Annotated in this window: 17 protein-coding genes; 3 read left to right on the forward strand and 14 right to left on the reverse strand. The window is 73.1% G+C overall.

All coding sequences use genetic code 11. The features are described 5' to 3' along the window. Window positions 1-22: 22 nt before the first annotated feature. A complete protein-coding gene (locus tag ACLF5H_RS11525) occupies window positions 23-715 on the reverse strand; it encodes a metal-dependent transcriptional regulator (RefSeq protein ID WP_037662230.1) in 693 nt (230 codons plus the stop codon). Between the two features lie 218 nt (window positions 716-933). Here ACLF5H_RS11525 and ACLF5H_RS11530 point away from each other — a divergent pair, with 218 nt between their 5' ends. Next, complete coding sequence (locus ACLF5H_RS11530; protein WP_421675962.1) at window positions 934-1,689, forward strand: SIS domain-containing protein; 756 nt, start codon at window positions 934-936, stop codon at window positions 1,687-1,689. A gap of 21 nt (window positions 1,690-1,710) precedes the next feature. On the opposite strand, the gene ACLF5H_RS11535 is transcribed toward ACLF5H_RS11530, so the two are convergent. The 3 genes from ACLF5H_RS11535 to pdxH all read right to left on the reverse strand — a co-directional run bounded on the left by ACLF5H_RS11535 (window position 1,711) and on the right by pdxH (window position 4,714). Continuing rightward, window positions 1,711-3,117, reverse strand: coding sequence for a PAS domain-containing protein (locus ACLF5H_RS11535; protein ID WP_421675963.1), 1,407 nt, complete (start codon window positions 3,115-3,117; stop codon window positions 1,711-1,713). Between the two features lie 113 nt (window positions 3,118-3,230). Then, a complete protein-coding gene (locus ACLF5H_RS11540; protein WP_421675964.1) occupies window positions 3,231-3,689 on the reverse strand; it encodes a GNAT family N-acetyltransferase in 459 nt (152 codons plus the stop codon). A gap of 338 nt (window positions 3,690-4,027) precedes the next feature. Then, window positions 4,028-4,714 carry a pyridoxamine 5'-phosphate oxidase gene (pdxH, locus tag ACLF5H_RS11545; protein ID WP_421675965.1) on the reverse strand — a complete coding sequence of 229 codons (687 nt, stop codon included), beginning with the start codon at window positions 4,712-4,714 and terminating at the stop codon, window positions 4,028-4,030. A 137-nt stretch (window positions 4,715-4,851) separates the two neighbouring features. Between pdxH and ACLF5H_RS11550 the strand changes: the two genes are divergently transcribed. Further along, entirely contained in the window at window positions 4,852-5,952 is a 1,101-nt protein-coding gene (locus ACLF5H_RS11550; protein WP_421675966.1) for a citrate synthase 2, read from the forward strand. 52 nt (window positions 5,953-6,004) lie between these two features. On the opposite strand, the gene ACLF5H_RS11555 is transcribed toward ACLF5H_RS11550, so the two are convergent. The 10 genes from ACLF5H_RS11555 to ACLF5H_RS11600 form a co-directional block, all read right to left on the reverse strand. After that, a complete protein-coding gene (locus ACLF5H_RS11555) occupies window positions 6,005-7,036 on the reverse strand; it encodes an isopenicillin N synthase family dioxygenase (RefSeq protein WP_421675967.1) in 1,032 nt (343 codons plus the stop codon). 262 nt (window positions 7,037-7,298) lie between these two features. Next, window positions 7,299-7,925, reverse strand: a complete 627-nt coding sequence (locus ACLF5H_RS11560) for a TetR/AcrR family transcriptional regulator (protein ID WP_128790564.1) — start codon at window positions 7,923-7,925, stop codon at window positions 7,299-7,301. A 4-nt stretch (window positions 7,926-7,929) separates the two neighbouring features. After that, a complete protein-coding gene (locus tag ACLF5H_RS11565; protein WP_421675968.1) occupies window positions 7,930-8,667 on the reverse strand; it encodes an enoyl-CoA hydratase family protein in 738 nt (245 codons plus the stop codon). Next, on the reverse strand, window positions 8,664-10,232 hold the full coding sequence (locus ACLF5H_RS11570) for a 4-coumarate--CoA ligase family protein (RefSeq protein ID WP_421675969.1): 1,569 nt from the start codon (window positions 10,230-10,232) through the stop codon (window positions 8,664-8,666). Before ACLF5H_RS11570 ends, ACLF5H_RS11565 begins: the two co-directional genes overlap by 4 nt. A gap of 22 nt (window positions 10,233-10,254) precedes the next feature. Continuing rightward, complete coding sequence (locus ACLF5H_RS11575) at window positions 10,255-11,415, reverse strand: acyl-CoA dehydrogenase family protein (protein WP_421675970.1); 1,161 nt, start codon at window positions 11,413-11,415, stop codon at window positions 10,255-10,257. After that, window positions 11,412-13,283, reverse strand: coding sequence for an acetyl/propionyl/methylcrotonyl-CoA carboxylase subunit alpha (locus ACLF5H_RS11580; RefSeq protein ID WP_421675971.1), 1,872 nt, complete (start codon window positions 13,281-13,283; stop codon window positions 11,412-11,414). The genes ACLF5H_RS11575 and ACLF5H_RS11580 overlap by 4 nt, the downstream gene beginning before the upstream one ends. A 5-nt stretch (window positions 13,284-13,288) precedes the next feature. Further along, window positions 13,289-14,887, reverse strand: coding sequence for an acyl-CoA carboxylase subunit beta (locus tag ACLF5H_RS11585; protein WP_421675972.1), 1,599 nt, complete (start codon window positions 14,885-14,887; stop codon window positions 13,289-13,291). Continuing rightward, entirely contained in the window at window positions 14,884-16,560 is a 1,677-nt protein-coding gene (locus ACLF5H_RS11590; protein ID WP_421675973.1) for an acyclic terpene utilization AtuA family protein, read from the reverse strand. Before ACLF5H_RS11590 ends, ACLF5H_RS11585 begins: the two co-directional genes overlap by 4 nt. After that, complete coding sequence (locus ACLF5H_RS11595; RefSeq protein WP_421675974.1) at window positions 16,557-17,405, reverse strand: TIGR03084 family metal-binding protein; 849 nt, start codon at window positions 17,403-17,405, stop codon at window positions 16,557-16,559. Before ACLF5H_RS11595 ends, ACLF5H_RS11590 begins: the two co-directional genes overlap by 4 nt. 179 nt (window positions 17,406-17,584) lie before the next feature. Next, window positions 17,585-18,796, reverse strand: a complete 1,212-nt coding sequence (locus tag ACLF5H_RS11600; protein WP_421675975.1) for a hypothetical protein — start codon at window positions 18,794-18,796, stop codon at window positions 17,585-17,587. Window positions 18,797-18,966: 170 nt separating this feature from the next. Between ACLF5H_RS11600 and ACLF5H_RS11605 the strand changes: the two genes are divergently transcribed. After that, window positions 18,967-19,746 carry a class I SAM-dependent methyltransferase gene (locus ACLF5H_RS11605; protein ID WP_421675976.1) on the forward strand — a complete coding sequence of 260 codons (780 nt, stop codon included), beginning with the start codon at window positions 18,967-18,969 and terminating at the stop codon, window positions 19,744-19,746. Window positions 19,747-19,773 lie beyond the last annotated feature (27 nt).

The following is a 19,773-nucleotide window of genomic DNA, read 5'->3' on the forward strand; positions in this document are numbered from 1 at the left end:
AGTGCTCGGCCCAGCGCTCGGCTCAGCGCTTGGCGACGAACACGTGGGAGGCGATGTCGGCCTCCAGCTCGGCCGCCTCGCCACCGCTGCCGACCAGCACCCCGCCCGCCGACTCGGTCACGCTCACCACGGAACCGGGCTGCACACCGGCCCGGCGCAGGGTGTACATCAGCTGCGCGTCCATCTGGATGGGTTCGCCGATCCGGCGTACGACGACGGTCTTGCCGTCCGTGCCCGCGTCCAGGTCGGCGAGCGAGACCATGCCCTCGTCCAGGAACGGATCGGCGCCGTCCTTCTCGCCCAGCTCCTCGAGGCCGGGGATCGGGTTGCCGTACGGCGACTCGGTCGGGTGGCGCAGCAGCTCCATGACGCGGCGCTCGACGGCCTCGCTCATCACGTGCTCCCAGCGGCAGGCCTCCGCGTGCACCTGCTCCCACTCCAGGCCGATCACATCGACCAGCAGGCATTCGGCGAGGCGGTGCTTGCGCATCACCCGGGTGGCGAGCCTGCGGCCCTCGCCGGTCAGCTCCAGATGGCGGTCGCTGGCGACGGCGACCAGGCCGTCCCGCTCCATCCGCGCCACCGTCTGGCTCACCGTCGGCCCGCTCTGGTCGAGCCGCTCCGCGATCCGGGCGCGCATGGGGACGACGCCTTCCTCCTCCAGTTCGAGGATGGTGCGGAGATACATCTCCGTGGTGTCGATCAGTCCGGACATACGTGCCCCTCGATTACCTCTGCCGGCACCTGGCGCGTGCGCTGGCCTCAACCCAATTCTGCCGGATCCCACTGACAAGCGGGTGGCACCGGGGGGAACGGGGCGGATTCGGGGCGCCGGGGCGGGCCCCGGCACCGGAATGGGCAACGCCGTATTGACACCGCGCTGGTCCAGACCGCACCGTGATCCGCGACACAGACGCTGCGAAGGGGCACCGCATGAGCGACGGCACGCCTGCCGACCTGTTCTTCGACGCCGCCATCAACCTCCTGCAACGGCTCAGGGAGGAAGAGGCGGAGGCGATCGAGTCCGCCGGTGCCCTGCTCGCCGACACCGTCGAAAGAGGCGGCCGCCTGTTCGCCTTCGGTGCCGGGCACTCCTCGCTCGCCGCCCAGGACGTCGTCTACCGCGCGGGCGGACTCGCCCTGATGAACCTGCTCACCGTCCCCGGCGTGGTGGGCGTGGACGTCACCCCGGCCACCCTCGGCTCCGCGCTCGAACGTGTCGACGGGCTCGCGAGCGCCGTGCTCGACACCTCGCCGCTGCGCCCCGGCGACGCCCTTGTGATCATCTCTCTGTCGGGGCGCAACGCGCTGCCCGTCGAGATGGCCCAGCGGGCCCGCGCCCTCGGCATCAAGGTGATCGGGGTGACCTCGGTGGCGTACGCGGCGCAGACGACGTCCCGGCACTCCTCCGGCACGTTCCTGAAGGACCACTGCGATCTCGTCCTCGACTCGAAGATCGCGGTCGGCGACGCGGAGCTGACCCTGGACACCATCCCGGCCCCCTTCGCCCCCGCCTCCACCGTGGTCACCACGGCGCTGATGCAGGCCGTCCTCGCCACCACCGCCGCCACCCTCGCCGACCACGGCATCGAACCCCCGCTGCTGCGCTCGGGGAACGTGGACGGCGGCCATGACTGGAACAACCGCGTGATGGACGAGTACGGCGACCGGATCTTCTACCGCCGCTGACCCCCTGACCCGCGCGGGGCCTCAGCGCTCCCGCGTCGCCCCCGCGAGGTCCAGCGCCGCCGCTATCCGCAGCGCCACGTCCTCGGCGTACGACGCGTCGGAGCGCTCGAAGGGGGTGCGCGCGGCGCCGCGCAGGAAGGTCACGACGCCGAGCGTGCGGCCCCGGCTGCGCAGCACCGCGCACAGGGCGTGCACCGCGTCACCGGGCCACTGCCGGCGCAGCGCCCACTCCCGGGCCAGCTCGGGCGGCACCGAGCCGGCCCCCGCGCGCACGCACCCGGTGCGCTCCACACAGCTCAGCGCCGGATGCCCCGGCTCGTAGCGCACGGGCAGTCCGGCGGCCCCGGTGAGCACGCTCGGGCCCGGCGCCCCGGCGGGCGTGGCGGCGAGCCGTACGAGTCGTACCGCGCCCGCGCCGCCCGCGTCCGGTGTGCGCGGCGCGTCGGCGAGCCGGTCGATCAGGGCGTGGTCGGCGAACCCGGCGAGGGCGTAGTCGAGATGGACGGTGGCCGCCTCCAGCGGGTCCTCGCACTCGGCGGCGGCGCGGGCCGCGCGGTGCGACTGCTTGGTGCGGAAGCGCAGCAGCGCGGCCTCCTGCTCGCCCCGCTTGGCCTCGGTGACGTCCGTGAAGAGCCAGCCGACGCCGAGCGGCACGGGCTCCTCGGCGAGCGGGGAGGCGAGCGGCAGGAAGGCGTTGCGCCAGCACCGGCGCTGTTCGCCCTCGGCGGGGTTCCGCAGGGTGACCCACACCTCGGCGGGCGCGGGCGGCGCGCCCTCGGCGAGCACATGGGTGAGCGCGGCCTCCAGTTCCTCCACGCCCTGCGCGAGCAGTTCGCCGAGCGGCCGCCCGAGCGCGGAGGCGCGCCCGACGCCGAGGGCGCGGGAGGCGTGCGCGTTGACGACGGCGGGGCGCAGATCGGCGTCGACCAGGACGACACCCCACTCGGCGTCCTCGAACAGGGCCTCGCTCAGGGCGATGGACCGCTCCAGGTCGATCTGCGCGTGCACCTCGCTGAAGGCGCAGTAGACGCCCGCGGGCTCGCCGTCGGCGCCCCGTACGGCGGCCGACTGGGTGCGCACGAGGACCCGGCCGCCGTCCTTGGTCAGCAGCGCGAATTCGTGCACCTGCCGTCCGTGCGCCCGCATCGCGGAGAGCAGCCGGGTCTGGACCTGCTCGGCGTCGGCGCTGCGCACGGCCCAGCCGGCGAAGCCGGGCCGCCCGACCGCGTCCTTGGCGCTCCAGCCGAGGATCCGCTCGGCCTCGCGGTTCCAGTGGGTGACGACGCCGTCCGCGTCGAAGGCGCACAGGGCCGCGTCCATGCCGTCGAGCAGCGCGGCCAGCAGATCGGACCCGCCGCTCTCCCCCGACGCGCCGGGCTCGTCGGGCCCCAGCTCATCGGTGGCCCCACTTCGCCGGGAAGCACTCACCTGGACCCCCTGCACGCTGCGTCGGCGCACGTAAGGCGCCCGTTCCGCTCACTGCCCCTCATTCAACTCGAACGTGACGCAGCCCACATCCTGTTCCCTCAAGATGGAGGGAATCAATCCCCGCCCCCCGGCACCAGAAGTCGCAGGTCGACCCATTCGTCCCGCTCTCCGTCCAGCACGTAGCGCTCCACCTCCTCGAATCCCCGCCGCAGGGCGAACCGCAGTCCGTCGCCGTTCGCCGCCAGCACGCAGGTCTCCACGGTGCCCGCGCCCAGCGCGCGGGCCCGGTCCAGCGCGTTCCCGTAGATCACCGTCCCGAACCCCCGGCGCCGGAATTCGGGCAGCACCCGCGCGATCACGGTCGCCACCCGCTCCTCGCCCACCGGCGGGCGCACGGTGGAGCAGCCGACGAGGACGTCACCGGCGTACGCGTTCGCCAGCAGGTACCGCTCCCTGCGCACCCGGGCCTGCGCCGGTGACATCGCGGCGGGCGGCACCACCGCGTTGTGCACGAGCCGCCACTGCTCCAGCATGTCCTCGCCCTCGACCGGGGCCGTTCGAAGATCGTTCACAGCGAGGAGTCCTACCACCGATCCGGCTCATCCATTCGGGCGATCGGGGGACGGCGGCGACCGCCCGGAAAAAACAGTTGAGCCCGCCGCGGCCCCTTCCTAGGCTGTAGGCACACAGAAGGGAGGTGGTTCGGCGAATGTATGGATACCGGACGCGTGAGGTGGCTGCGGGCTAGCGGCTCGTCACCACGCTCAGTGCGGTGCCGGACCGGCACGTGAGAGATACGTGCAGCCGGCCCAATCCCAAGCAGTCACCCGACCCGCGAGCTGCCGGTACGTCCGGCCGGCTCCTCCCCGGAGGAACCCAGCTCGCGGGTCGTCTGCGTTTCCGAAGGCCCTCAGGGGCCGAGGCGCTCGACCGCCCAGGTGCCGTCCGGGCGGGCGGTGTAGCGCAGCCGGTCGTGCAGCCGGTTCTCCCGGCCCTGCCAGAACTCCACGCTCTCCGGTACGACGCGGAAGCCGCCCCAGTGCGGGGGCACCGGCACCCGCTCGTCCTCGGGGTAACGTTCCGCCAACTCGGCGTAGGCGGCGTCCAGTTCGGCGCGCGAGCCGATCACCGCGGACTGCGCGCTGGCCCAGGCGCCCAGCTGGGAGCCGTGCGGCCGGGTGCGGAAGTAGGCGGCCGTCTCGTCCCGCCCGGTGCGCCGGACACCGCCCGTGACGATGACCTGCCGGGCCAGCGGATGCCAGGGGAAGAGCAGCGAGACGTACGGGTTCGCCGTGAGGTCCCGGCCCTTGCGGGAGTCGTAGTTCGTGTAGAAGACGAAGCCCTCGGTGTCGAACTGCTTCATCAGCACGGTGCGTGAGCTGGGCCGCCCCTCGGCGTCCGCCGTGGCGACGACCATGGCGTTCGGCTCGTAGAGCGTGCCGTGGAGGGCCGCCCGGGCCGCGTCCTCGAACCAGCGTGCGAACTGGTCCATGGGGTGCGTGGCGAGGTCCTGTTCGGCGAGTCCGTCGGCCCGGTACTGCTTGCGCATCGCGGCGGGATCGAGGACGGGATCCAGGAGTGGTTCGCGGTCGGTCACGCGGTCATCTTGCCGTATCTAATGGGCCTGCTGGCACCCAGTGTCGTCAAGTCTCTCCAAGAGACGCATACGGGGTTATCGTGCTGATTCCAGGCCCGTTCAGAGCCGCGCCGCCCGCCCAGACGAGGAGCCGCCTGATGTCCGACTTCGTACCCGGGCTCGAAGGAGTCGTAGCGTTCGAGACGGAGATCGCCGAACCGGACAAGGAGGGCGGTGCCCTGCGCTACCGGGGCGTCGACATCGAGGACCTGGTCGGCCATGTCTCCTTCGGCAATGTGTGGGGCCTGCTGGTCGACGGCTCCTTCAACCCGGGGCTGCCGCCCGCCGAGCCCTTCCCCATCCCGGTCCACTCCGGCGACATCCGCGTGGACGTCCAGTCCGCGCTCGCCATGCTGGCCCCGGTCTGGGGCCTCAAGCCCCTCCTCGACATCGACGGGCGCCAGGCGCGCGAGGACCTGGCGCGGGCCGCGGTCATGGCCCTGTCGTACGTCGCCCAGTCCGCGCGCGGGCAGGGCCTGGCGATGGTGCCGCAGCGGGAGATCGACAAGGCCAGGTCGGTCGTGGAGCGGTTCATGATCCGCTGGCGCGGGGAGCCGGACCCCCGGCATGTCGCGGCGGTCGACGCGTACTGGACATCGGCCGCGGAGCACGGCATGAACGCGTCCACGTTCACCGCGCGGGTCATCGCCTCCACCGGCGCGGACGTGGCCGCCGCGCTCTCGGGCGCCGTCGGCGCGATGTCCGGCCCGCTGCACGGCGGCGCGCCCTCCCGGGTGCTCGGGATGATCGAGGAGATCGAGCGCACCGGGGACGCGGAGGGCTATGTGAAGCGGGCCCTGGACCGGGGCGAGCGGCTCATGGGGTTCGGGCACCGGGTGTACCGGGCCGAGGACCCCCGGGCGCGGGTACTGCGGCGTACGGCACGGGAGTTGGGGGCGCCGAGGTTCGAGATCGCGGAGGCGCTGGAGAAGGCGGCCCTGCAGGAGCTGCACAGCCGCAGGCCGGACCGGGTGCTGGCGACGAACGTGGAGTTCTGGGCGGCGATCATGCTGGACTTCGCGGAGGTGCCGGCGCACATGTTCACGTCGATGTTCACGTGCGCGCGCACGGCGGGCTGGTCGGCGCACATCCTCGAGCAGAAGCGGACGGGCCGGCTGGTGCGGCCGACGGCCCGGTATGTGGGGCCGGGGCCGCGGCGGCCGCAGGACATCGAGGGGTACGCGGACATCGCCCGGTAGCGGGGGCGGCGGAGCCGGGGACCGGCTCCGCCCGGCGCCGCCGGGGCGTCGTCTAGGCCGGGGTCAGCAGGCTCGCGTGATGCCGCTCCGCCACCAGCGGATGCGCCCGCAGCTTGCCCTTGAGTTCGTTGTAGCCGTACTCGGCGAACAGGGGGTTGGTCGGGTCGGTGGTGATGCCCGGGGCCTGGGTGGCGCCCGGGAAGGGGAGGGGGGCGACCTTGCCGTCCAGGCGGGGGTTGTAGAAGAACGGGATGGAGAAGCGTTCCGTCGCTCCGGCCGGGCTGACCACGCGGTGGTTGGTGGCGAGGAGGTAGCCGTCGGTGGCGACCTCCAGGAGTTCGCCGAGGTTGACGACGAAGGCGTCCGCCAGCGGCGGCACCTCGTGGAAGCGGCCGTCCTCGCGCTGGACCTGGAGACCGCCGACGGTGTCCTGGAGGAGCAGGGTGAGGAAGCCGTAGTCCTTGTGCGCGCCGACGCCCTGGTCCGCGCCGTCGCCCGCGCTGCCGGGGTAGCGGACCAGCTTGAGGTGCGGGTGGGCCCGGTCGCCGAAGATCGGGTCGTAGAAGTCGGCGGGGGCGCCGATGGCGGTCAGCAGCTCGTGCAGCAGGCGCTGGGCGACCGCGCTGAGCCGCTCGATCCAGGCGAGGGCGGCGGTGCGCAGTTCGGGCAGGGCGGCCGGCCACTGGTTGGGGCCCTGGAGCCACCAGTACGGCGGCTCACCGGGGCCGGGCACCCGGGCGGGCCGCTCGGCGCCGATGTCGAGCTGGTCGCGCCAGTCGCGGGCGCCGCCGGTGCGCTCGTCGCCGGTGCGCGTATAGCCGCGGAAATGCGGGGAGTTGACGTTGTCCAGCGCCAGCCGGTCGGCCTCCGGGAGCTCGAAGAAGGCACGCATGGCGGTGCTCAGCGCGTCCGTCTCGGCCCTGGTCACGCCGTGCCCGACCAGCTGGAAGAAGCCGACGTCGTGCGCTGCGCTGTGCAGCCGGGCGTGCAGCAGCTCCCGGCTCCGGGGGCCGCGGTCGGCGGCGGAGAGGTCGATGACGGGCAGCTGGTCGTACGACGCGGTCGTCGCGATGTGCGAGGTCATGGTGTGTCCGCAGGGTGTACGGGGCACGGGTGGCCGCAGGGGTACGCGGCCCCCGGGTGCCGGAACAAGGAAGAGTGCAGAACGCAGAGCGAGTTGGGGGCTGGATCAGGCGGTGTGGCGCCGACAGCCCATGCTCGTGACGCGCACGTAGTCCACGTGGCGGCGTCGAACGAGCATCGGAAGCATGCGCCCAGAGTACTGCGCGCGCCGCGATAGGGATGTGGCCCATCTCACTTCGCCGGAACCCGGCGAGGCCCCCGGCTCAGCCGAGCGACGCCTCCACCAGGGCCGCCCACTGGGCGACGACGCGTTCGCGGCGGGCCGTGTCGTCGGTGAGGACGTTGGCGAGGCCGAGGCCGCGGGCCATGTCGAGGAGGCCCTGGACGGTCTCGCGGACGCCGGGGCGGGACTCGTCGGCGCGCAGCAGGTCGACGGCGATGCGATGGGTCTCGCGGCCGACGCGGGCCTCCAGTTCGGTGACCCGGCCGCGTAGTTGCTCCTCGTTGGAGGCGGCCACCCACAGTTGCAGGGCGGCCCGGAAGAGGGGCCCGGTGTAGAGGTCGACCAGGGCGGTGACGACGGCCCGGCGATCGCCCCGCACGCCGTCCGGGAACAGGTCGCGCAGCGCGCTGGAGCGTTCCTCGGCGACGTACTCGACGGCCGCGGTGAACAGGTCCTCGCGGGTCGGGAAGTGGTGCTGGGCCGCGCCCCGGGAGACCCCGGCGCGCTCGGCGACGACGGCGACCGTGGAGCCCGCCCAGCCGTGTTCGGCGAGACAGGCGACGGCGGCCTCCAGGAGGCGCTGCCGGGTGGCCCGGCTGCGGTCCTGCTTGGGCTGCCGGTCGCGGTCCGCCCGTGGCCCGCGGGCGCGGTCCGCCGTCGTGCTCATCTGCTCACACCACCCATGCCGGATCCCGCTTCTCCAGGAAGGCCGTCATCCCCTCCCGGGCCTGGTCGGAGGCGAACAGGCGGGCCGAGAGCGCGGTGAGGTCCGCCGCGTCCCGGTCGAATGTTTCCAGCACCCTAGCCGTGAGCAGCCGTTTCGTCTCCGCCAGGGCCTCGGGCGCGGAGCGGCGCAGCCCCTCCAGGGCGGGTGCCAGGGCCTCGTCCACATCGTCGGCGGCGGCCGTGAGCAGCCCGGTGCGCACGGCCTCCCCGGGTCCGAAGCGCTCCCCGGTGAGGTAGTGGCGGGCCAGGGCGCGCGGATCGGTGCGCGGCAGCAGCGGCAGCGAGATCACCGCGGGGGCCACCCCGATGCGCACCTCGGTGAAGGCGAAGGTGGCCGCCGGGCCGGAGAAGGCCAGGTCGCAGGCGGCGAGCAGGCCGAGGCCGCCCGCGCGGACATGCCCGGTGACCCGGGCGAGGACCGGCTTGGGCAGTGTGACCAGCTGCCGCAGCAGGGCGACCAGCGCGTCCGGGTGCGGTGGTTCGCGCAGGTCCGCGCCGGCCGAGAAGGTGGTGCCGGTGTGGGTGAGGACGACGGCCCGTACGTCCGGGTCCTCGCCGCACTCGGCCAGCGCGGCGGCGAGGGCGGCGACGAGGCGCGCGGACAGCGCGTTGCGGGTGCCGGTGGCGTCCAGGCTGAGGGTCTCGACGCCGCGGGTGCGCGAGCGTCCGATGATCGTGGTCATATCCGCTCCCTGAGCTCGCGCCGCAGGATCTTCCCGGAGGCGGCGCGCGGCACGCTGTCGGTGAAGGTGACCTTGCGGACGCGTTTGTACGGTGCGACGCGCTCGGCGACATGGAGGAGCACGTCGTTCTCGGTGGGTTCGCCGCCGTCGGAGCGGCGGACGACGAAGGCGTGCGGCACCTCGTTGCCGTCCTCGTCGTAGTCGCCGACGACGGCCGCGTCGGCGATGCCGGGGTGGGTGAGCAGCAGGGCCTCCAGTTCGGCGGGTGCCACCTGGAAGCCCTTGTACTTGATGAGTTCCTTCACCCGGTCCACCACGAACAGCCAGCCGTCGCCGTCGACTTGGCCGACGTCGCCGGTGTGCAGCCAGCCGTCCGCGTCGATCAGCGCGGCGGTGGCCTCGGGCCGGCCGAGGTAGCCCTTCATCACCTGGGGCCCCCGGATCAGGATCTCCCCCCGCTCGCCCGCGCCGAGGTCGCGGGCGGGGTCGGCCAGGTCCACGATCCGCATCTCGGTGCCCGCGATCAGCTTGCCGACGGTCCCGGCGGGCGCGTCGTGCAGCCGGTCGAGCGGGACGACATGGCTGCCCGGGGACAGTTCGGTCATGCCGTAGGCCTGGCCGATCGGGGGCAGTCCGAGGCGGTGCGCGCAGGCGCGGGCGAGCGCGGCGTCCAGCGGGGCGGCGGCGCACAGGACGTACTGGAGGCAGGAGAGGTCGTAGCGGGTGACCGCGGGGTGCTTGGCGAGGGCGAGGACGATCGGCGGGGCGACGTAGAGGCCGGTGATGCGGTGCTTCTCGATCGCGGCGAGGAAGGTCTCCAGGTCGAAGCGGGGCAGTACGACGACCGTGCTGCCGAGGCGCAGGGGCGCGTTCATCAGCGCGGTCAGGCCGTAGATGTGGAAGAACGGCAGGACGGCGAGGATGCGCTCGCCGGGCCCGGTGGGTGCGGCCGACTGCAACTGGGCGAGGTTCGTGCCGATCTGGCGGTGGGTGAGCATCACCCCCTTGGGCACGCCGGTGGTGCCGGAGGAGTACGGCAGCACCGCGACGTCCTCCGCCACGTCGAACGGCAACTCCGGTTCGGGTGCCGCCGTGCCGAGCAGGTCGATCAGCGAGCGGTGCCCGGGCGCGCTGTCGCACACGAAGATCTCCCGTAAGCCGCCCGCGAGTTCGGCGGCGCGGCGGGCGGTGGCCAGCAGCGGGGAGACGGTGACGAGCCAGCGGGTCCCGCTGTCCCGCAGCTGCTTGGCCAGCTCCTCGGCGGTGGCGAGCGGATGGGCCGTGGTGACGGTGGCGCCCGCGCGGGTGGCGGCGTAGAAGGCGACCGGGAAGGCGATGGTGTTGGGGCTGTGCAGGGCGAGGACATCGCCCTTGCGCACGCCCGCCTCGGCGAAGGCGGCGGCGAGCCGCCGGTGGAACCGGTCCAGCTGCTCGTACGTGAGCGTGGTCCCGTCCGTGCCGTCGACCAGCGCGGGCCGCTCGCCGAATGCGGCCGCGTGGCCCAGCACGGCGTCATGGACGGGGAGTTCGACGGGCGGGACGCTTGCGTACTCGCTGCGGAACACGGTTCCTCCAAGCGGCTGCGGCTCAGTACGACTTGGGCAGGCCCAGGCTCTGGTGGGAGACGTAGTTGAGGATCATCTCCCGGCTCACCGGCGCGATACGAGCCACCCGCGCGGCCGTGATCAGCGAGGCGAGCCCGTACTCGCGGGTGAGTCCGTTGCCGCCGAGGGTGTGCACGGCCTGGTCGACGGCCTTCACGCACGCCTCTCCGGCCGCGTACTTGGCCATGTTGGCGGCCTCGCCCGCGCCGATGTCGTCGCCCGCGTCGTAGAGCCGGGCCGCCTTCTGCATCATCAGCCGGGCCAGCTCCAGGTCGATGTGCGCCTGCGCCAGGGGGTGCGCGATCGCCTGGTGGGCGCCGATGGGCGTCTTCCAGACGGTGCGGTCGCGGGCGTACTCGATGGCCCGGCCGAGCGCGTACCGGCCCATCCCGATGGCGAACGCGGCGGTCATGACGCGCTCCGGGTTGAGCCCCGCGAACAGCTGGAGCAGGCCCGCGTCCTCGTCGCCGACGAGTGCGTCCGCGGGCAGCCGCACGTCGTCCAGGACCAGCTCGAACTGCTTCTCGGCGGCCTTGAGTTCCATGTCGATCGGGCGTTTCTGGAAGCCGGGCGCGTCCGTCGGCACGATGAAGAGGCAGGGCTTGAGGCGGCCGGTGCGGGCGTCCTCGGTGCGGCCGACGATCAGTACCGCGTCGGCCATGTCCACGCCGGAGATGAACACCTTGCGGCCGGTGAGCAGCCAGTCGGCGCCGTCGCGGCGGGCCGTGGTGGTGATGCGGTGGCTGTTGGAACCGGCGTCGGGTTCGGTGATGCCGAAGGCCATCAGCCTGGTGCCGTCGGCGAGACCGGGGAGCCAGTCGCGCTTCTGCGCCTCGGTGCCGAAGCGGGCGATCACGGTGCCGCAGATGGCGGGGGACACGACGAGCATGAGGAGGGGGGAACCGGCGGCGCCCAACTCCTCCAGGACGATGGAGAGTTCGGTGATGCCGCCGCCGCCACCGCCGTACGTCTCCGGCAGGTTGACGCCGAGATAGCCCAGCTTCCCGGCCTCCGACCAGAGTTCGGTGAGGGGCTTGCCCTCGGCGAGGGTGCGGGTGAGGTAGTCGCGGCCGTAGCGGTTGCCGAGGGCGGATACGGCCGAGCGGAGCGCCTTGTGTTCCTCGGATTCGATGAGAGTGGTCATGCGATTCCTCCGGATGCGGGTTGTATGTGGGTCGGCTGCACGACCGCCAGCAGCAGGCCGGGCTCCACCTGCTGTCCCGGCTCGGCGTGGAGGGAGGTCAGGGTTCCCGCGGCGGGGGCCGAGATCTGGTGCTGCATCTTCATCGCCTCCAGCCAGATCAGGGGCTGTCCTGCGGTGACCGTCGCGCCCTCCGTCAGGCCCTCGGCGACCCGTACGACCGTGCCGGGCATCGGCGCCACCAGGGAGCCCGGAGCGAGCTGGGCGGTGGGATCGGGAAAGCGGGGCAGCGCGATCAGCCGCTCGGCGTTCACGTACACCTCGTCGCCGTACCGCGTCACCGTGAACGCGCGCCGTACGCCGTCCACTTCGAGCACGACCGTGCCCGCGTCGGCGCGGAGGACCCGCACCCCGTCCGCCGCCAGGCCCGCGCGGGTGTGCCGGTAGTGGACCTCGATCTCCTGTCCCGCCGCCTCGTACTGCTTGACCTGGTCCTGGGACGGCACATTGCGCCAGCCGCCGAAGCGGGAGCGGCCATGGGCGTCGGCGAGGGCGGCGGCGAGCGGGGCGAGGGGGTCGGGGGCGGGTGCCGTGAGGGCGGCCAGGTGGCGGTCGTAGAAGCCGGTGTCCATGCGGCCGGAGGTGAACTCCTCGTGGCGCAGGGAGCGGACGAGCAGATCGCGGTTGGTGGCGGGGCCGTGGATCACCGCCGACTCCAGGGCGCCCGCGAGCCGCCGTACCGCCTCCGCGCGGGTCGGGGCGTGGGCGACGGCCTTGGCGAGCATCGGGTCGTAGTGGACGCCGATCGGGTCGCCGTCGCCGTAGCCGGTGTCGAGGCGGACGCCGGGCGGTACGGCGAGCCGGTGCAGGGTGCCGGTCTGCGGGGCCCAGTCGCGGGCGGGGTCCTCGGCATAGAGGCGGACCTCGATCGCGTGGCCGCGCGGGCTCGGCGGGTCCTTCTCCAGGGCGTGGCCCTCGGCGATGCGGAGCTGCTCGGCGACCAGGTCGAGCCCGAACACCTCCTCCGTCACCGGGTGTTCGACCTGGAGCCGGGTGTTCATCTCCAGGAAGTGCGCGCGGCCGTCGGCGACCAGGAACTCGACGGTGCCCGCGCCGACGTAGGAGACGGCGCGCGCGGCCCGTACCGCCAGCGTCCGCAGCTCCTGCGCGAGCCGCTCGGGCAGGCCGGGTGCCGGAGCCTCCTCGATCACCTTCTGGTGGCGGCGCTGGAGGGAGCAGTCCCGGGTGCCGAGCGGCCAGACGGTGCCGTGGGTGTCGGCGAGGATCTGCACCTCGATGTGGCGGCCGTTCTCGATGTACGGCTCCACGAACACCTCGCCGTCCCCGAAGGCGCTCGCGGCCTCGGCGCGCGCCCCTTCCAGGGCGTCCCGGAGCTCGTCCAGACGGCGCACGATCCGCATCCCGCGCCCCCCGCCGCCCGCCGCCGCCTTCACCAACACCGGCAGGTCCCTCTGGGTGACCTCCCCCAGGGGTTCCAGGCCCATCAGCCGCTTGGCGCGCGTCTTGGAGGCCATGGCCTCGATGGCCTCGGGGGACGGCCCGATCCAGGTCAGACCGGCGTCCAGGACCGCGCGGGCGAAGTCCGGGTTCTCGGAGAGGAAGCCGTAACCGGGGTGCACGGCGTCCGCGCCGGCCGCGAGGGCGGCCTTCACGATCAGGTCGCCGCGCAGATAGGTGTCGGCGGGCGCCGCGCCCGGCAGTCGTACCGCCGCGTCCGCCCGGCGGGTGTGCAGGGCGCGCTCATCGGCGTCCGAGTACACGGCGACCGTGCGGATGCCCAGGTCGGAGCAGCTGCGGAAGATACGGCAGGCGATCTCGCCGCGATTGGCGACCAGCAGTGTCTGGATCATGGACCTCACATCCGGAAGACGCCGAAGCCGCCGCGCGCGCCCTCGTAGGGGGCGGTGTGGATCGCGGAGAGGCACAGGCCGAGGACGGTACGGGTGTCGCGCGGGTCGATGACGCCGTCGTCGTAGAGCCGCCCGGACAGGAACATCGGCAGCGACTCGGACTCGATCTGCTGCTCCACCATGGCGCGCAGGGCGGCGTCCGCGTCCTCGTCGTACGGCCGCCCCTTCGCCGCCGCCGACTGCCGCGCCACGATCGACAGCACCCCCGCGAGCTGCTGCGGGCCCATGACGGCGGACTTGGCGCTGGGCCAGGCGAACAGGAAGCGGGGGTCGTAGGCGCGGCCGCACATCCCGTAGTGGCCGGCCCCGTAGGAGGCGCCCATGAGGACGGAGAGGTGCGGGACCCGGGAGTTCGACACCGCGTTGATCATCATCGCGCCGTGCTTGATGATCCCGCCCTGCTCGTACTCCCGCCCGACCATGTAGCCGGTGGTGTTGTGCAGGAAGAGCAGCGGGATGTCGCGCTGGTTGGCGAGCTGGATGAACTGGGCGGCCTTCTGCGACTCCGCGCTGAACAGCACTCCTTGGGCGTTGGCGAGGATGCCGACGGGGTAGCCGTGCAGGGCAGCCCAGCCGGTCACCAGGCTGGTGCCGTACAGCGGCTTGAACTCGTCGAAGTCGGAGCCGTCCACGATCCGGGCGACGACCTCGCGCGGATCGAAGGGGATCTTGAGGTCGCCGGGGACGATGCCCAGCAGTTCCTCCGGGTCGTACTTGGGGGGCTCGGCGGGGCCCGGATCGGCGCCCGCCTTGCGGTGGTTGAGCCGCGCGACCACCCGGCGGGCCTGACGCAGGGCGTCCCGCTCGTCCACGGCGAAGTAGTCGGCGAGCCCGGAGACGCGGGCGTGCATCTCGGCGCCGCCCAGGGACTCGTCGTCGCTCTCCTCGCCGGTGGCCATCTTCACCAGCGGCGGCCCGCCGAGGAACACCTTGGCCCGCTCCTTGACCATGATCACGTGGTCGGACATGCCGGGGACGTAGGCGCCGCCCGCCGTGGAGTTGCCGAAGACGACGGCCACGGTCGGGATCCCGGCGGCCGAGAGCCGGGTGAGATCACGGAAGATGGCGCCGCCGGGGATGAAGATCTCTTTCTGCGAGGGCAGATCGGCGCCGCCGGACTCCACCAGGCTGACGCAGGGCAGCCGGTTGGCGAGCGCGATGTCGTTGGCGCGCAGGGCCTTCCTCAGGCTCCAGGGGTTGCTGGCGCCGCCGCGCACGGTCGGGTCGTTGGCGGTGATCAGGCACTCCACGCCCTCGACCACGCCGATCCCGGTGACGAGGGAGGCGCCGACGGTGTACTCGCTGCCCCAGGCGGCGAGCGGGGACAGTTCAAGGAACGGGGTGTCCGGGTCGAGGAGCAGCTCGATGCGCTCCCGGGCGAGCAACTTGCCGCGTTCGCGGTGCCGTTGGACGTACTTCTCGCCGCCGCCCGTGAGCGCCTTGGCGTGTTCGCCGTCCAGCTCGGCGAGTTTGCCGAGCATGGTCGCGCGATGGGCCGTGTAGTCGGGGTGGTGGGTGTCCAGGGCCGTGTCGAGGACGGTCACAGCAGGGCCTCCGGGATGTCCAGGTGGCGGGAGCGCAGCCATTCGCCGAGGGCCTTGGCCTGCGGGTCGAAGCGGTGCCGGGAGGCGACACCGGCGCCGAGGACGCCGGTGACGACGAAGTTCAGGGCGCGCAGCGCGGGGAGCGGGTGGCGGGTGACGGGCAGGTCGCGGCTCTCGGGGATCAGCTCCCGGAACCGGTCCACCGTCAGCTCGTGCGCGAGCCAACGCCATGCCTCGTCGGTACGGGCCCACACCCCCACATTGGCGTTCCCGCCCTTGTCCCCGCTGCGGGCACCGGCGACGAGACCGAGGGGGGCGCGGCGGGTGGGGCCGTGCTCCGGGGGTGCGGGGAGTCCGGCGGCGGGCGCCTCCGCCAGGGGGCGGGTCTCGGGGGGCGGGGGAACCCTTACGGGCCGTCCGTCGGGGAGCACGGCCGTGTGCGCCACGTCCTCCTGCGGCACGTACGCGTCCTCGAAGATCCCGTAGGGGTCGCCCCTGCCGGGCGGGGCGAGCACATGGAAGCCGGGGTAGCTGGCCAGCGCCAGCTCGATGGCCGCCCCGCTGAGCGCCCGCCCGACGGCCTTCTGGTCCGGATCCCGTACGACGAGACGCAGCAGGGCGCTCGCGGTCTCCTCGGTGCCGGCGTCGGGGCGGTCGGTGCGGACGAGTTCCCAACGGGTCTCGGCGGGCGGTGACTTGGCCATCTCCGCCGTCAGCTGGTCCTTGACGAGGTCCGCCTTGGCCTCGATGTCGAGCCCGGTGAGCACGAAGACGACCTCGTTGCGAAAGCCCCCGAGCCGGTTGAGCCCGACCTTGAGGGCCGGCGGGGGCGCCTCCCCCCGCACCCCGTCGATCCGCACCCGGTCCCGGCCGTCCTGGCGCAGCCGGACGCTGTCCAGGCGGGCGGTGACATCGGGCCCGGCGTACCGGGCGCCCCCGGTCTCGTACAGCAGCTGCGCGGTGACCGTGCCGATGTCCACGAAGCCGCCGGTGCCGGGGTGCTTGGTGATGACGCTGCCGCCGTCGGCGTGGATCTCGGCGAGCGGGAAGCCGGGCCGTCGTACGTCGCCCTCCTGGAAGAACGCGTAGTTCCCGCCGGTGGCCTGCGTCCCGCACTCCAGGACGTGCCCGGCGACGACGGCTCCGGCCAGCTTGTCGAACTCGCCCGGCCCCCAGCCGAAATGGGCCGCGGCGGGTCCGGTGACGAGAGCCGCGTCGGTCACCCGCCCGGTGACGACGATGTCCGCGCCCGCCCGCAGGCACTCGGCGATGCCGAACCCGCCGAGGTAGGCGTGTGCGGCGAGGGCGCCGGGGTGGGCGGCGGTCAGGTCGTCGCCCTCGACGTGCGCGACGCGCAGGGGGATGCCGAGCCGGTCCACCAACTCGCCGATGTGCGCGGCGAGTCCGGCGGGGTGGAGGCCGCCCGCGTTGGTGACGATCCGCACCCCGCGCTCCTGGACCAGCCCGAGGGCGCCCTCCAGTTGGCGCAGGAAGGTGCGGGCGTATCCGGCGCCGGGGTCCTTCAGCCGGTCGCGGGCGAGGATCAGCATGGTGAGTTCGGCGAGGTAGTCACCGGTGAGGACGTCGAGCTCACCGCCGGTGAGCATCTCGCGCAGGGCGTCGAAGCGGTCGCCGTAGAAGCCGGAGAAGTTGCCTATCCGCAGGGGGTTCACCGGCCGGATCCCGCCGCCGGACCGGCCGCCTTCTCCGCCGCCTTCGGCTCTGCTTTTGGCTCTGCCTTCGGCTCCCGGCCGCGTCCCGGTGGGCCCGCGAACGCCTGGGCGATGTCCAGCCAGCGGTCCGCGTCCGGGCCCACGGCGGTCAGGTCGAGGTCGTCGCGGTGGGCGCGCTGGGTGACGAGGAGGCAGAAGTCGAGCGCCGGTCCGGTGACACGCTGCGGGGCGTCGTCGGGGCCGTGGCCCCACACGGCACCGCTCGGCGCCGTCAACCGGATACGGAACTCCCCGGCGGGCGGGGTGAGTCCGTGCACCGCGTACGCGAAGTCCCGTGTGCGCACGCCGAGTCGGACGATGTGGGCGAGGCGGTCGGTGGGGGCGCGGGTGACACCGAGCGCGTCGGCGACGTCCAGGCTGTGCGCCCAGGTCTCCATGAGGCGGGCGGTGGCCATCGAGGCGACGGCCATGGGCGGCCCGAACCAGGGGAAACGGGCGCCGGGTTCGGCCGCGCGCAGGGCCAGATCGAGGGCGTCGCGGCCGGACCGCCAGTGGGCGAGGAGTTCCGCGGGCGGCAGCCCGACGCTCTCCTCGGCGCCCTCGTCCACGAAGGAGTCGATGCGGCCGAGGGCCTTCTCGGCCCGTGCGCGGAACGCGTCCGCGTCGGTGACGGCGGCCAGCGCCGCGCGGTCGGTCCAGGCGAGGTGGGCGATCTGGTGGGCGACGGACCAGCCGGGCGCGGGAGTGGCGAGCGTCCACTGCTCGGGCGTCAACCGGGCGACGAGCCGGTCCAGTTCTTCGCTCTCGGCACGCAGGTCGTCGATGACGGGCGTCGGGTCGGCCATGAGGGGAGCATCGCAGCGGGTACGGAAACAATCAAGCGTGCTTGCATGATTTATTGAGCCGAATGTGGCCGACGCCGCTTCGGCCGACGCCACCGGGATCGGTGGCGGGCCTTTTCGGGGCAGGGACTTTCGGGGCAGGGACTTTTCGGGGCAGGGACTTTTCGGGGGCGAGCCCGGGTTCACCCCAGGAGTGAGGCGAGGGACTCGGTGAAGGAGTTCGCCGAGTACTCGGCGTGCGCGCGGATCCGCTCGGCCACGGCGGCCGCTCCCCCGCCCTCCACCAGCCTGACGATCCGCTCGGCCCGCCGCTCGTGCCCCTCGGGGCTGTCGGCGACGGTGGGGAGGTAGAAGTCGGCCGCGTCGTACGCCATGTGCAGGACGTGCTTCTTCACATCGCTGAGCGTCAGGTAGTCGCGGTCGGTCGTCGGCACCGGCTCGGGCGCGCCGACGCAGACCACCGGGGTGCCGGCGCCCCAGGCGTTGACGCACAGGTGGTAGGTGTCGGTGATGACGAGACGGTAGCGGGGCAGGACGCCGAGCAGGTCACCGACCGTGGGGTCGCCGGGGCGGGTGGGGAGGTGCCCGACCTCCCGCGGGACGGCCCCGTCGAACCAGGGGATCCACTCCAGGGGCGCGTCCAGCCGCTCCGCGAGCCCCTGACAGAACCCGGGGAGCCAGTCGGGGATCTTCGTACGGGCACCCAGGAACACCCCGATCGCGCCGCCGTCCGGGAGGTCCTGGGACCAGGGCGTGACGGGGAGGCAGGCGAGGTCGCCGGGGCGGTTCAGCAGGGCCGCGTCGGAGCCGAAGTGGTCGGTCGGGCGGTCCCCGCGCAGATGCCCGAGCTTGGCCGCCGACAGCGGATCGCGCACCCAGATCCGCCGGCTCCGCGTCATCAGCCGCGTGAACAGGGGGCCGTACTCCTTGTCCTCGTAGTCCGACTGCGTGTTGTGCAGGATGGTGCCGCCGTAGCTGAGGGTGCGGTCGAACAGCTCGTCCGGCTGGTCGGCGAGCAGCAGCGTCCGGTTGAGCAGGGCGCGGGCGGCACCCCGGTCCTTGACCAGCCCGTAGTCGAGGAGCCGGTTGGAGGCATCCTGGGTGAGGTAGTGCCGGGCGTGCAGGAAGTCGCCCCAGAACACGACCGCGTCATGCTCGCGCAGGGTGTCGACCTCGTCGATCAACGACCGGAACCGGAAGGGAAGTTCCGCGCCCCGCACGCCCTCCCGCAGCCCCCGCAACGGCACGGTCTGCGGCAGATGCAGCGTGTACCAGCTCGCCTCGAACCCGTCCCCCATCCGCCGCCGCATCGCCTCGAAGGCCAGGTCGACGGTCAGCATCCCGGTGTTGCGGTAGCCGATGTTGGGCGCGGTGATGACGGCGACACGTGCCATGCGTTCCTGTTCCCCTGCCTGTTGCCGACGCCCCCGAGGACGCCGTGGACCCTCCCCGCCAACGTACACATCACCGCCGCCCCCGGACCGGTCCACCCCCGCCCATCCGGCCAACCCGCCACCGGGAAATCCGGGCGCGGGGCGGGCGGTGGGTGCCGTACTTTCGGCGGATGACCGATGAGGACGAGTACGTCGACGGGGACGGGCACTTCGGGGACGGGCACTTCGGAGAGGCGGTCGCGGCGGGGTACGACGCCTCGTCCGCGGAGATGTTCGCGCCGCGGGTCGTGGAGCCGGCCGTGGAGTTCCTGGCGGGGCTCGCCGGGGAGGGGGGCCGCGCGCTGGAGCTGGGGGTGGGGACCGGGCGGATCGCGCTGCCCCTGGCCGGGCACGGGGTGCGGGTGCACGGGGTCGATCTGTCGCGGGCCATGGTGCGGCGGCTGCGCGCCAAGCCGGGCGGGGCGGCGGTCCCGGTGACCATCGGGGACTTCGCCACGACCAGGGTGCCGGGCGCCTTCGACCTCGCCTATCTGGTCTTCAACACGATCATGAACCTCACCTCCCAGGACGCCCAGGTCGACTGCTTCCGCACCGCCGCCGCCCATCTGGAGCCGGGGGGCTGCTTCGTCGTGGAGGTCGGGGTGCCCGAGCTGCGGCGGCTGCCGCCGGGGCAGGAGGCGGTGCCCTTCCGGGTGGACAGGCGGCGGCTGGGGTTCGACGTGTACGACGTGGCGACCCAGTCGGTCACCTCGCACCATGTGGAGGTCGCGGACGGGCGGGGCACCTCTCGGGCGATCCCCTTCCGGTACGTCTGGCCGGCCGAACTGGACCTCATGGCCCGGCTCGCCGGGATGCGGCTGCGGGAGCGGTGGAGCGACTGGGAACGGTCCCCGTTCACCGGCGAGAGCCGCCGGCATGTGTCGGTGTGGGAGAAGACCGGCGCGTGGTGAGCGGTGAACCGCTGCGCTCCCCCGCCC

The sequence above is a fragment of the Streptomyces sp. LaBMicrA B280 genome (assembly GCF_049222185.1).
GTDB classification, from domain to species: Bacteria; Actinomycetota; Actinomycetes; order Streptomycetales; family Streptomycetaceae; genus Streptomyces; species Streptomyces murinus.

Bases quoted from the DNA above. Each gene is read 5' to 3' on its own strand.
- ACLF5H_RS11525 (WP_037662230.1), bottom strand. From the start codon at position 715: ATGTCCGGACTGATCGACACCACGGAGATGTATCTCCGCACCATCCTC.
- ACLF5H_RS11530 (WP_421675962.1), top strand. From the start codon at position 934: ATGAGCGACGGCACGCCTGCCGACCTGTTCTTCGACGCCGCCATCAAC.
- ACLF5H_RS11550 (WP_421675966.1), top strand. From the start codon at position 4,852: ATGTCCGACTTCGTACCCGGGCTCGAAGGAGTCGTAGCGTTCGAGACG.
- ACLF5H_RS11555 (WP_421675967.1), bottom strand. From the start codon at position 7,036: ATGACCTCGCACATCGCGACGACCGCGTCGTACGACCAGCTGCCCGTC.
- ACLF5H_RS11560 (WP_128790564.1), bottom strand. From the start codon at position 7,925: ATGAGCACGACGGCGGACCGCGCCCGCGGGCCACGGGCGGACCGCGAC.
- ACLF5H_RS11565 (WP_421675968.1), bottom strand. From the start codon at position 8,667: ATGACCACGATCATCGGACGCTCGCGCACCCGCGGCGTCGAGACCCTC.
- ACLF5H_RS11575 (WP_421675970.1), bottom strand. From the start codon at position 11,415: ATGACCACTCTCATCGAATCCGAGGAACACAAGGCGCTCCGCTCGGCC.
- ACLF5H_RS11580 (WP_421675971.1), bottom strand. From the start codon at position 13,283: ATGATCCAGACACTGCTGGTCGCCAATCGCGGCGAGATCGCCTGCCGT.
- ACLF5H_RS11595 (WP_421675974.1), bottom strand. From the start codon at position 17,405: ATGGCCGACCCGACGCCCGTCATCGACGACCTGCGTGCCGAGAGCGAA.
- ACLF5H_RS11600 (WP_421675975.1), bottom strand. From the start codon at position 18,796: ATGGCACGTGTCGCCGTCATCACCGCGCCCAACATCGGCTACCGCAAC.
- ACLF5H_RS11605 (WP_421675976.1), top strand. From the start codon at position 18,967: ATGACCGATGAGGACGAGTACGTCGACGGGGACGGGCACTTCGGGGAC.